General features: G+C 55.4%; 1 protein-coding gene. It reads left to right on the plus strand.

Annotated features, from left to right (window positions below):
- A partial coding sequence (locus ACT3R7_RS20685) for an IS1380 family transposase (protein WP_496199462.1) occupies positions 1–825 on the plus strand: 825 nt, incomplete at both ends.

Genomic DNA, 825 nt, shown 5'->3' on the forward strand with positions numbered 1-825 from the left:
ACGCCGGCAAATTGAAGCCGATTTCTCTGGGGGCCACATCACCTCCGATGCTGGATTGCTCTTGCTACGGGAAGTTGATAAACAACATCGTCTGACGCACCGCTTGGCCTCCGTGCTTCATGATCCCCGCGCACCGGAACAGGTTCGTCATAAGCTCGACATCATGGTTCGTCAACGCGTATTCGGTGTGGCGGCTGGTTACGAAGATTTCAATGACCATGAGACTCTACGTTACGACCAAGCGCTTCAGACGGCGGTCGGTGAAAAAGAGGCGCTGGCGGGCAAGTCTACGCTGTGCCGGAGTGAGCAGAACGCCGATCGACAAGCGATGGTGAAGGCCCATGAGTTGCTGTGGCATCACTTCATTGAACAGTATAACGAACCACCCAAGGAGATCGTACTGGACTTTGATGGCACCGATATTCCCGTGCACGGCGAGCAACCCGGCAAGTTCTTTAACCGCTATTACGATCACCATTGTTACTTCCCGCTGTACGTCTTCTGTGGCCGCCATCTGCTGGTGAGCTATCTGCGCACCAGTGACCACAGCGACAGCCACCACAGCTGGGCCATCCTGGCGTTACTGGTGCGGTTTATTCGCCAGTACTGGCCCGATACGCGCATTGTGTTACGAGGTGATAGTCACTTTTGTCGTCCCCGGATGCTCAACTGGTGCGATCGACATCACGTCGACTACATCGTGGGTATCGGCAAGAACAGTCGGCTGCTCAAGGAAGTGGACGTGCCCATGATGCTGGTGCGCAAGACCCAATGGCAGGTGGGAGGGAAAGTAGCAGAGACGTTCCGCTTCCAATATCAAGCCCA

It is taken from the genome of Halomonas sp. AOP43-A1-21 (assembly GCF_052376775.1).
GTDB lineage: Bacteria > Pseudomonadota > Gammaproteobacteria > Pseudomonadales > Halomonadaceae > Vreelandella > Vreelandella colorata.